Source organism: Actinomadura sp. BRA 177, assembly GCF_013372625.1.
Taxonomy (GTDB): Bacteria; Actinomycetota; Actinomycetes; order Streptosporangiales; family Streptosporangiaceae; genus Spirillospora.
Genome location: NZ_JABXFD010000597.1, coordinates 19457 through 29240 on the forward strand (window position 1 = coordinate 19457; position 9784 = coordinate 29240).

General features: G+C 70.8%; 12 protein-coding genes. 8 read left to right on the forward strand and 4 right to left on the reverse strand.

Annotated elements, in window-relative coordinates; genetic code table 11:
• Positions 1-61: 61 nt before the first annotated feature.
• Positions 62-532 (reverse strand): GNAT family N-acetyltransferase, encoded by a 471-nt coding sequence (locus HUX53_RS33875; protein WP_176407356.1) that lies wholly within the window; start codon positions 530-532, stop codon positions 62-64.
• Positions 533-837: 305 nt separating this feature from the next.
• On the opposite strand from HUX53_RS33875, the gene HUX53_RS33880 reads away from it, so the two are divergent.
• Together HUX53_RS33880 and HUX53_RS33885 are read left to right on the forward strand one after the other, a co-directional pair.
• Positions 838-1266 (forward strand): anti-sigma factor, encoded by a 429-nt coding sequence (locus HUX53_RS33880; RefSeq protein WP_176407357.1) that lies wholly within the window; start codon positions 838-840, stop codon positions 1264-1266.
• Positions 1267-1334: 68 nt separating this feature from the next.
• On the forward strand, positions 1335-2093 hold the full coding sequence (locus HUX53_RS33885; protein WP_026401215.1) for an RNA polymerase sigma factor SigF: 759 nt from the start codon (positions 1335-1337) through the stop codon (positions 2091-2093).
• Between the two features lie 287 nt (positions 2094-2380).
• Here the strand turns inward: HUX53_RS33885 and HUX53_RS33890 are convergent, their stop codons facing one another.
• Positions 2381-2875: a hypothetical protein gene (locus HUX53_RS33890; RefSeq protein WP_176407358.1), complete on the reverse strand. Its 495-nt coding sequence runs from the start codon at positions 2873-2875 to the stop codon at positions 2381-2383.
• Positions 2876-2926: 51 nt separating this feature from the next.
• Here HUX53_RS33890 and HUX53_RS33895 point away from each other — a divergent pair, with 51 nt between their 5' ends.
• On the forward strand, positions 2927-3868 hold the full coding sequence (locus tag HUX53_RS33895; RefSeq protein WP_176407359.1) for a diacylglycerol kinase family protein: 942 nt from the start codon (positions 2927-2929) through the stop codon (positions 3866-3868).
• 325 nt (positions 3869-4193) lie between these two features.
• The gene (locus HUX53_RS33900) at positions 4194-4454 is read left to right on the forward strand and encodes a WhiB family transcriptional regulator (protein ID WP_176407360.1); all 261 of its coding nucleotides are present in this window, start codon (positions 4194-4196) and stop codon (positions 4452-4454) included.
• A 73-nt stretch (positions 4455-4527) separates the two neighbouring features.
• Here the strand turns inward: HUX53_RS33900 and HUX53_RS33905 are convergent, their stop codons facing one another.
• Positions 4528-6201: a PAS domain-containing sensor histidine kinase gene (locus HUX53_RS33905; protein ID WP_176407361.1), complete on the reverse strand. Its 1674-nt coding sequence runs from the start codon at positions 6199-6201 to the stop codon at positions 4528-4530.
• Between the two features lie 76 nt (positions 6202-6277).
• On the opposite strand from HUX53_RS33905, the gene HUX53_RS33910 reads away from it, so the two are divergent.
• From HUX53_RS33910 to HUX53_RS33925, 4 genes are all read left to right on the forward strand, one after another.
• Positions 6278-7441: an 8-amino-7-oxononanoate synthase gene (locus HUX53_RS33910; protein WP_176407362.1), complete on the forward strand. Its 1164-nt coding sequence runs from the start codon at positions 6278-6280 to the stop codon at positions 7439-7441.
• A 112-nt stretch (positions 7442-7553) separates the two neighbouring features.
• Positions 7554-8282 carry a GntR family transcriptional regulator gene (locus HUX53_RS33915; protein ID WP_309237557.1) on the forward strand — a complete coding sequence of 243 codons (729 nt, stop codon included), beginning with the start codon at positions 7554-7556 and terminating at the stop codon, positions 8280-8282.
• Positions 8283-8473: 191 nt separating this feature from the next.
• Positions 8474-9106, forward strand: a complete 633-nt coding sequence (locus HUX53_RS33920; RefSeq protein WP_176407364.1) for a Uma2 family endonuclease — start codon at positions 8474-8476, stop codon at positions 9104-9106.
• Between the two features lie 101 nt (positions 9107-9207).
• Positions 9208-9393 (forward strand): hypothetical protein, encoded by a 186-nt coding sequence (locus HUX53_RS33925; RefSeq protein ID WP_176407365.1) that lies wholly within the window; start codon positions 9208-9210, stop codon positions 9391-9393.
• A 34-nt stretch (positions 9394-9427) separates the two neighbouring features.
• Here HUX53_RS33925 and HUX53_RS33930 read toward each other — a convergent pair whose 3' ends face one another.
• Positions 9428-9718 carry a hypothetical protein gene (locus tag HUX53_RS33930; protein ID WP_309237558.1) on the reverse strand — a complete coding sequence of 97 codons (291 nt, stop codon included), beginning with the start codon at positions 9716-9718 and terminating at the stop codon, positions 9428-9430.
• Between the last annotated feature and the right edge of the window lie 66 nt (positions 9719-9784).

Below are 9784 nucleotides of genomic sequence, written 5' to 3' on the forward strand. Positions count from 1 at the left end.
CCATGTCCGGATCAGCCCCGCGTGCGCGGGGAGCATTCCGTAATCGTATTGGAACTAACGGTTAGGAACGGGCGGCTTTGGTGAGGGCGTCGCCGGTGAGGCGGTAGACCGTCCACTCGTCCTGGGGTCGGGCGCCGAGGGACTCGTAGAAGCCGATGGCCGGCTCGTTCCAGTTGAGGACGGCCCATTCGACGCGTTCGTAGCCTCGGTCGTCCGCGATGCGGGTCAGTTCGGTGAGCAGGGCCTTGCCGTAGCCGTGGCCTCGGACGTCCGGCTCCACGAACAGGTCCTCCAGGTAGATGCCGTGGGTGCCGTTCCAGGTGGAGAACGTGAGGAACCACAGGGCGAACCCGACGACGCGGCCCTCGTGCTCGGCGACGTGGGCGAAGACCTTCGGGTCGTCGCCGAAGAGCCGCTCCTGCAGTTGCTCCGGTGTGGCCTTCACCTCATCTAGGGCCCGCTCGTAGTCGGCCAGCTCGCGGATCAGCCGCAGGATGTCCGGAACATCGTCTGGGGTCGCATACCGAATCACTCCCGCAGATTATGCGAGACCGGCACCCACTACTGCGCCGACACCAGCCACTACACCAGCCACGCGACGACCCTGACCGTCGCGATTGCGTCCGAAGGCAGGTTCGAGCTTGCGAGAACCTGATCGCGCAGCGAGCCGCTAGGCGAGTCGGATGCGATGCAGCAATCGCACGCGTTGCCCGCCGAAGGAGGGCCCCCAGGGCCCGACGCCAAGGGCAACGCAAGAAACACTGCGCGCCGGAGTCTCCCGCAGGGGCTCGCAGGCGGTAGTTTCGAAGCAGCGGGACAATCCTGCGAGGGAGTGACGTGACCGAGGAAACCGCTGCAATGCCGGCCAGTACGAAGTTGTCCGTCCGCGATGTGGTGACGGTGAAGCTGCCGGCCGCGAGTGCGTACCTGTCCGTGCTGCGGACGGCGACCGCGGGCCTCGCGGCCAGGCTGGACTTCACGCTGGACGAAATCGAGGACCTGCGCATCGCCGTGGACGAGGCGTGCGCGATGCTGCTCGCCCAGGCCCTGCCCGGGACCGACCTGACGTGCGAGTTCGAGCTGACCGGGGACGCGATGCGCATCTCCGTGTCGGTGCTGACCGTCGACGGCGAGGAGCCCAGCCGCGACACCTTCGCCTGGACGGTGCTGTCGTCCCTGGCGGGCGAGGTGGACGCCGAGGTGGGCGCCGACGACCGGGTCACCGTGACGCTGCAGAAGCGGCGCGGTGCGGCGGGGGCCCCGTGACGGAGAAGACGACGACGGAGGAGACGACGACGGTCGCCGCCGCGAGCACCGAGCGGTCGGACTCCGGCGTGCCCGACCGGGCACGCGCGCGCGCGCTGTTCGAGCGCCTCGCCGAGCTGCCGGAGGGCGACCCGGAGCGCCAGCGCATCCGCGACCAGCTCGTGGAGCTGCACCTGCCGCTGGTGGAGTATCTCGCCCGCCGTTTCCGCAACCGCGGCGAGTGGCTGGACGACCTGATCCAGGTCGCCACCATCGGCCTGATCAAGTCGATCGACCGGTTCGACCTGGAGCGCGGCGTGGAGTTCTCCACCTACGCGACGCCCACGATCGTCGGCGAGATCAAGCGGCACTTCCGGGACAAGGGCTGGGCGGTCCGCGTCCCGCGCCGGCTGCAGGAGCTGAAGCTGTCGCTGACGAAGGCGATCAGCGACCTCGCGCAGCGCGAGGGCCGCGCGCCCACGGTCAGCGAGCTGGCCGCGCACCTGCAGATGAGCGAGGAGGAGGTGCTGGAGGGCCTGGAGTCGGCGAACGCCTACTCCACGGTGTCCCTGGACGCCCCCGACTCCGGCGACGAGGACGCCCCGGCGGTGGCCGACTCGCTCGGCATGGTGGACGAGTCGCTGGAGGGCGTGGAGTACCGCGAGTCCCTCAAGCCGCTGCTGGAGAAGCTCCCCGCGCGGGAGAAGAAGATCCTGCTGCTGCGCTTCTTCGGCAACATGACCCAGTCCCAGATCGCCGCCGAACTCGGCATCTCCCAGATGCACGTGTCCCGCCTCCTCGCCCGCACCCTGGCCCAACTGCGCGAGGGCCTGACCGCCGACGAGTGAACAAGTCCGCGAGAGGGCCCCGGGTCTCGTCCCGGGGCCCTCTCCCGTTCCGCACGGTTTCCGCCCCTGTGGTCACTCCCGCTTCGCGAACACTCCCGCGCTGCGACACCAGTTCCGCACTATCCTCACTCCCGCGCTGTGACCAGTTCCCCGCTGTGACCAGTACCGCTGGGGTCGGTTTCGCGCTGGGTCGGTTTCGCGCTGGGTCGGTTTCGCGCTGGGTCGGTTTCGCGCTGGGTCGGTTTCGCGCTGGGTCGGTTTCGCGCTGGGTCGGTTTCGCGCTGGGGTCAGTTCTTGGTGGGCTGTTCCTTGAGGCGGGCCATGAGGCGCTGGCTCAGGGAGCGTGGTTCCGCCGGGGGCGCCTTGGTGAGTTCGGGGCGCGGTGCCTCGTCCTCGTCTTCGTCCTCGTCGTCGAGCAGCCAGGTGGTGGTCGGGGGGCTGAGGACGGTGATCAGGGCCAGGGCGGCGATCACGCCCATCGGGAGGGCGATGCCGGGGCGGTCGCTCTGCCACAGGGACCAGGCGATCGGGAGGGCGAACAGCTGGGTGAGCACCGTCGGGGCGCGGCTCCACTGCTCGGCGCGCAGCAGGCCTCGGGCGCAGGCGAGCATCCCGACGCCGCCGGCGAGGGCGAGGACGGTGACCCCGATCGCGCTGGCCGGGTCGACGGCGGCGCCGATGGCCGTCTCCACGCCGGTGTAGACGCCGAACCCGACGGCGACGAGGCCCTCGGCGGCCTCCAGGGTGGCGGCGGCCTGGACGGTGAAGGGGCGCTTGCTCACACGTGAACCCTACTCGTCCCGTTGACGTGCGCGTCCCATACCCTGGCGCACGTGCGCGCCATGCTCATCGCCAACCCCAAGGCGACCTCCACCTCCCGGCGGGCCCGCGACATCCTCATGCGGGCCTTCACCGGCGACATCGACCTCGTGCTCGCCGAGACCGGCCACCGCGGCCACGCGACCGAGCTGGCCCGGCAGGCGGCCGTGGACGGCTACGACGTCGTGGTCGCGCTCGGCGGGGACGGCACCGTGAACGAGGCGGTCAACGGCCTGCTCGCGGACGGCCCGTCCCCGGGCCTGCCGGCGCTGGCGGTGCTGCCGTCCGGGAGCGCGAACGTGTTCGCCCGCGCGCTCGGCCTGCCCGACGATCCGATCGGCGCGACGACGGCGGTGCTGGAGGCGCTGCGGGCGGGACGGCACCGGACGGTCGGTCTCGGGACGGCCTCCCTCGCGGACGGCGGGCAGCGCTACTTCACGTTCTGCGCGGGCGTCGGGCTGGACGCCGAGGTCGTCCGGGAGGTGGAGCGGCGGCGCGACGCGGGGGTGCGCGCGGACCCGTCGCTGTATGTGCGGACGGCCGTCCGCCATTTCTTCTCCGGCACCGATCGGCGGCGCGCGGCGCTCACTTTGGAACGGCCGGGACGCCCGCCGATATCGGGGTTGTTCCTCGCGTTCATCTCCAATACGTCGCCGTGGACTTTCATGGGCCGGCTGCCGGTGAATCCGAGCCCGAAGGCGAACTTCGGGCGGGGCCTGGACGCGTTCGGGATGCGTTCGCTGGAGGTCGGCCCGACGGTGGGCGCGCTGGCCCAGATGCTGACCGCGCGGACCCGTCCGCTGCAAGGACGCCATGTGGTGAACGTCCACGATGCGGCGGAGGTCACGTTGCGCGCGGCCCGTCCGGTGGCCTTTCAGCTGGACGGCGACTACCTCGGCGAACAGCGGAGCGTGACCTTCCGGTCGGTTCCGAAGGCGATACGCATCGTCATTTGAGGGCGCCCGCATTTGCGGGACGGGGTCATTCGCACCGCATGGGCGGCCAGGTGAGAGCCAAGTAACACGCCCGACCCACGGGTGTGACACATGCGACACCCATACTTTGAGAATCCTTTCTCAAAGGTCTTGCGTCCCCCCGCGCCGCCCTGACACGCTCAAAGTGCGCCCGCTGGACGGGGACCCCGACGCCGCTGGTCCCCCGCTCACGGCCGCCGCCGAACATTCACCCCTGGACCTGTGTCACAGCCTCCGGGCGTTCGCGACATGTGAAACCGTTCACAAAAGTGGAGTTTCTCCACCACCTGACGAAGGAGTGGACCGCATGGACTGGCGCCACCGCGCAGCCTGCCGTGACGTGGACCCCGAGCTGTTCTTCCCGATCGGCAACACCGGGCCTGCGATCCTGCAGATCGAAGAGGCCAAGCAGGTATGCCGCCGCTGCGACGTGACCGACGCCTGCCTGCGCTGGGCGCTGGAGTCCGGCCAGGAGTCGGGCGGCTGGGGCGGGATGGGCGAGGACGAGCGCCGCGCCCTCAAGCGCCGCGCGCGCGCCAACCGCACCGCCCTGACCATCAGGCGCTAGACACGACGGCTGAGGCGCCGGTCGCTCCGGGTGCAGTAACGGGAGACCGTACTGACAACGCGACCGGCGCCGGTCAGGCCCGTCCCGGCCGGTGGTTGTGGTCCAGCGGGATGTCGACGACCACTTCGGTGCCCCCGCCGGGACGCGGGCGGAAGTCCAGCCGGCCGCCCAGCTCGCCGACGATCAGCGTGCGGACGATCTGCAGGCCGAGGCTGGTGGTGCTCTCCACGTCGAAGTCCGCGGGCAGGCCGACACCGTCGTCCGCGACGACCGTGACCAGGCGCGGCCCCGGCCGGTCCTCCGCCGGCTCCTCCTCGTGCGGGGCGCGCGGCTCGTCCGCCCCCGGCGCCGTCCACTCGCCCCAGACCGCGACGCCGCTCGGCTCGCGGCGCTCCTCCCCCTCGCCGTAGCGGTGCGCGACGACCTCCAGCGTCCCGAACCGGTTGGCGAGGCCGTGCTCCAGAGCGTTCTGCAGCAGCTCGGTCAGCGCCATCGCCAGCGGCGTCGCGATCTCGGCGGGCAGCACGCCGAAGCTGCCGGTCCGCTTCGGGGCGACCTTCGTCTCCGGCGTCGACACCTCCCCCGCCATCGTGATCACGCGGTCCGCGATGTCGTCGAAGTCGATCAGCTCGTCCGGGGTGTGCGACAGCGTCTCGTGCACGATCGCTATGGAGCCGACGCGCCGGACCGCCTCGTCCAGCGCGGCCCGTCCCTCCGGGATCCGCAGCCGGCGGGCCTGCAGCCGCAGCAGCGCCGCGACCGTCTGCAGGTTGTTCTTCACCCGGTGGTGGATCTCCCGGATGGTGGCGTCCTTGGTCAGCAGCTCCCGGTCCCGCCAGCGCAGCTCGGTGACGTCCCGGCACAGGACGATGGCGCCGATCCGCGTCCCGCCGACGACGAGCGGGATCGTCCGCAGCTGCATGATCGACCCGCGTGACTCGACCTCCACCTCGCGCGGCGCCCGGCCGGACAGCACGACGCTCAGCGCCTCCTCCATCGGCTCGCCGGTGTCGCACAGGTCCGCGGTGACCTGGCCGAGCGCCTCGCCGACGAGGTCCGTCGGGTAGCCGAGCCGCCGGTACGCCGACTGCGCGTTCGGGCTCGCGTAGGTGACCTTGCCGGCGCGGTCGAGCCGCATCAGGCCGTCGCCGACGCGTGGCGAGCGGACCATGTTCGGCTCCTCGCCCGGCACCGGGAACCGTCCCTCGGAGATCATCGTGGCGAGGTCGCTGGCGCTCTGCAGGTAGGTCAGCTCCAGCCGGGACGGGGTGCGCGCCGAGCTGAGGTTCGTGCTGCGCTGGATCACCCCGAGGACCTTCGCGCCGCGCCGCACCGGGATGGACTCCTCCCGGACGGGGATGCCGCTGCCCCACTCGGGGTCGCCCTCCCGGACGATCCGGCGCTCCCGCCACGCGATGTCGATCAGCTTGCGGCGCCCCGTCCGGACGACCTTGCCGACGAGGTCGACGGGGTAGGCGGTCGGGCCGGTCGTGGGGCGCATCTGCGCGATCGCCACCCAGCCGGGGACGGCGGCGCCGGTGTCGAGCAGCCCCCGCTGGCCGCGTCCGCCGCGGGAGGCGGCCTCGGCGGGCAGCGCGTCCGCCGACCGCAGCGGCACCCACAGCAGCAGGTCCGCGAACGACAGGTCGGCGAGCAGCTGCCAGTCGGAGACGAGGGCGTGCAGCCATTCCAGGTCGGTCTCGGTGAGATCGGTGTGATCACGGACCAGATCGGTCAAGGTAGGCACGCGACCATCATCGCCCATGCTTCCTGGTGCCCGGGCGGGTCCCCCGGCCCGCGGGCGACCTGGCAGGATTCCCGCCATGACCGCAGGAAGAGACCCCCTGGACAGGCTCCGGGACGCGGCGGCGCGGCGGGCCGGGGACGGGCTGCGCCGGACGCTCCGCCCCCGCCCGGACGGGCTCACCGACCTGGCGTCCAACGACTACCTCGGGCTCGCCGGAGACCCCCGCCTGGTCGAGGGGGCGTGCGCGGCGGCCCGCGCGTGGGGCACCGGCTCCACCGGGTCGCGCCTGGTCACCGGGACGACGGAACTGCACGCCGAGCTGGACCGGCGGCTCGCCGCGTTCACCGGCAGCGCCGCCGGCCTCGTCTTCTCCTCCGGTTTCCTCGCCAACCTCGGCGCCGTCACCGCCCTGGCCGGGCCGGGCACGCTCGTGGTGTCCGACCAGGTCAACCACGCCTCGATCGTGGACGCGTGCCGGCTGTCGCGGTCCCGCGTCGTGATCGTCCCGCACCGGGACACCGCCGCCGTCGAGCAGGCCCTCGCCGACCGCGACGAGGACGACGCCCTCGTGGTCACCGACGCCGTGTTCTCCGTGGACGGCGACCTGGCACCCTTGCAAGCCCTGCACGCCGCCGTCCGGGCGCACGGCGCGCTCCTCGTGATCGACGAGGCCCACGCGCTCGGCGTCGTCGGCGACCACGGCCGGGGCGCCGCCCACGCCGCCGGCCTCGCCGGCGAACCCGACGTGATCCTCACACTCACCCTGTCGAAGTCCCTCGCGTCCCAGGGCGGCGCGGTCCTCGGCGCCCCCGAGGTGATCGAGACGCTGATCGACACCGGGCGGTCGTTCATCTTCGACACCGGCCTGAACCCGCCCGCCGCCGGCGCCGCCCTCGCCGCCCTCGACGTGCTGGAATCCGACCCCGGCCTGCCGTCCCGCGCCCGCGACCGCGCCCTCCGGATCGCAAACCTCGCGGCCGGTTCCGGCCTGGAGACCGCCGTCCCGGCCGCCGCCGTCGTCCCCGTCTTCCTCGGCGAGCCGCACGCGGCGCTGCGGGCGGCGGAGATCTGCGCTGAGCACGGGCTCCGCGTCGGCTGCTTCCGGCCGCCGTCCGTCCCCAAGGGCCGCGCCTGCCTGCGCCTCACCGCCCGCGCCACGCTGGACGAGGCCGACCTCACACGCCTCCGGGAGGCCCTGGCGGAGGTCGCATGTTCTACCGGCCGTAGTCTGCACGCATAACATCGGGGAAAACCGATGATGAACGTGAGGAGATGCCGTGACGGAGGTCAGGGGCGGACCCCGGCACGGGGGCGGGTTCGAGCACGGGTTCGACCGTGCCTCGCTCGCGGGGATCGGCCAGCGGCACCCGAACCAGGCGCCCCGGATCCCGAAGTACTACAAGCTCAAAGAGCTGCTGGTGGAGCTGATCCAGTCGCTGCCGGCCGGCAGCCCGCTGCCCCCTGAGCGCTCCCTCGCCGAGAAGTACGAGACGTCCCGCACCACCGTCCGGCAGGCGCTCGCCGAACTCGTCGTCGAGGGGCGCCTCCAGCGCATCCAGGGCAAGGGCACCTTCGTCGCCAAGCCGAAGGTCGCGCAGGAACTCCAGCTCGTCAGCTACACCGAGGACATGCGGCACCACGGGCTGCGCCCCGAGACCCGCATCCTGGAGGCCAGCTACGTCAGCGCCGACGAGAGCCTCGCCACCCTCCTCGGCATCCGCCCCGGCGGCCGCGTCCTGCGCGTCCACCGGCTCCGCCTCGCCTCCGGCGAGCCGATGTCGATCGACACCTCCCACCTCCCGGCCCGCCGCTTCCCCGGCCTGCGCCGCGAGCTGTCCCGCCACCACTCCCTCTACGAGACGCTCGCCACCGCCTACGACGTCCACCTGACCGAGGCGGAGGAGACGATCGAAACCGTCCTCGCCACCCCCCACGACGCCCAGCTCCTGGGCGTGGACGTAGGCCTCCCGATGCTCCTCCTCTCCCGCCACGCCTTCGACACCACAGGCCAGCCGGTCGAGTGGGCCCAGTCCCTCTACCGAGGCGACCGCTACAAGTTCATCACCCGCCTAAGCCGCTGACCCGCCCCCGGCTGCACCCGGTCTCACCACGCGAACGAGGATGCGGCCTCACCAGCTGGTTCTCGGACTTCGACCACAAATTCGAAGGTATTGACTACGCTAGGTGCATCCCTTCTCTACGATGACTGGAGCAGATCGTGAGGGAAAGGTCGCAGAACGTGACAAAGACCGTAGTTTCCAGTCTCGACGGAGTGTCCGAGGACACGCTGTACGACATGTGGATGCGCGGCGAAGTGGACGACCTTCTCGATCTTCCTTACGAGGGACTGCGGGTCGAGATCATCGGGGGTCGGATCGTCGTGTCGCCAGCACCCACCGTGGCGCATGCCTGCATACTGAGCGACATCAGCAGCGCTCTGACGGCGGCCTCCTTCAAGGACCCCGACTTCCCATGGAAATCCACGCAGGTCGTCAACCTGTATCGCCGGTCGGCATCTCCCTCGTGCATCCCAGATCTTCTCGTTCTGGAGACGGACGTGCTGAACGCTGCCGGGGACGCCGAAGCCCCCGGGTTGATGCCCGACGAAATCGAGATGGCCGTAGAGGCCACTTCTCCGAGCAACTTCGAGCAGGACCGGCCGCCGACCGGTGGGAGACGACTGGCGAACCCCAACAAGTGGTCCGGCTACGCCGAGGTGGAGATCCCCTACTACCTCCTCGTCGATCGATCGCCCAAGGAGGCCAAGACGACTCTCTACTCCATCCCGGACCAGTCCACGGGCGCCTATCTGCACCGGGAATCGTGGGAGTTCGGCGAGACGATTCAACTACCGGAGCCGTTCAACATCGAGATCGAGACCTGCCGCTGGCGGCCATGGAAGTAGAGAACGAGCCTGCGGTCAGGCCCCCGCCCATGGCAACGACCGTCGATCAGCGGACCGGAATCGTGATCTACGGCGTTGCCTATCCCCAGGACCCGCGGAGCATGACGCCGATGGAGATCCGGGAGCATCTCTTCCTTCCGGAGGAGGCCCGTATCGACGTCCTGGATCACCAGCACGAGGGCGGGGTCACCGAGGTCGGCATCTCTTGGGCCGGCAGTGTCGACGGCAAGGTCGTACTCGACCACGTCCGGCGGATCATCCGAGAACGGATGATCCGCATCGTGTAAACACGTGGCCTGCACCGGGCCGCGCCGCCACGCATCAGAGGGTCTGGGAGAGGGCCTTGATGGGCATGTGGAGGTCGGTGAGCAGGTCCAGGTCTTTTTGGGCGGGGCGGCCGAGGGTGGTCAGGTAGTTGCCGACGATGATGGCGTTGATGCCGCCGAGCATGCCCTCGCGGGTGCCGAGGTCGCCGAGGGTGAGTTCGCGGCCGCCGGCGTAGCGGAGGATGGTGCGGGGCAGGGCCAGTCGGAAGGCGGCGATCGTCTTCAGGGCTTCGGGGCCCTCGACCAGCGGGAGGTCGGCGCACGGGGTGCCGGGGCTGTCTTGTATCCACCTCCGACGCTGGCGAAGAAGCGGCGAGTGTAGAGCACCGGGGTCGCCCTACCGATCAAAAAA